This window comes from Vogesella perlucida, from assembly GCF_979366545.1.
Window position 1 is genome coordinate 1 of sequence record NZ_CEETRO010000073.1, and the last position, 261, is coordinate 261.

Consider the following 261-nt stretch of genomic DNA (forward strand, 5'->3'; position numbering starts at 1 on the left):
AGCGCACGTTGACGCCTTTCTGGTGCAGCAGCTCGGCAAACTCTTGCAGCGCGTGCTGGGCGCGCGATACGGCCAGACCATAGCCGGGCACGATGATCACGCTGTCGGCGTTGCTCATCAGGAAGGTAGCGTCCTCGGCGGAGCCGGACTTGTAGTTCTTCGGCCCGGTGTCGGCACTGCCGCCGCTGCCGGCTTCGGCACCAAAACCACCCAGCAGCACGCTGACGATGGAACGGTTCATCGCCTTGCACATGATGTAGG

The 261-nt window shown here is 63.6% G+C and carries 1 protein-coding gene; it reads right to left on the minus strand.

Annotated features, from left to right (window positions below; all coding sequences use genetic code 11):
• On the minus strand, positions 1-241 hold a 241-nt coding region (locus ACZ9XP_RS17990; protein WP_465188969.1), incomplete at its 3' end, for an NAD(P)(+) transhydrogenase (Re/Si-specific) subunit beta.
• Positions 242-261: the final 20 nt, after the last annotated feature.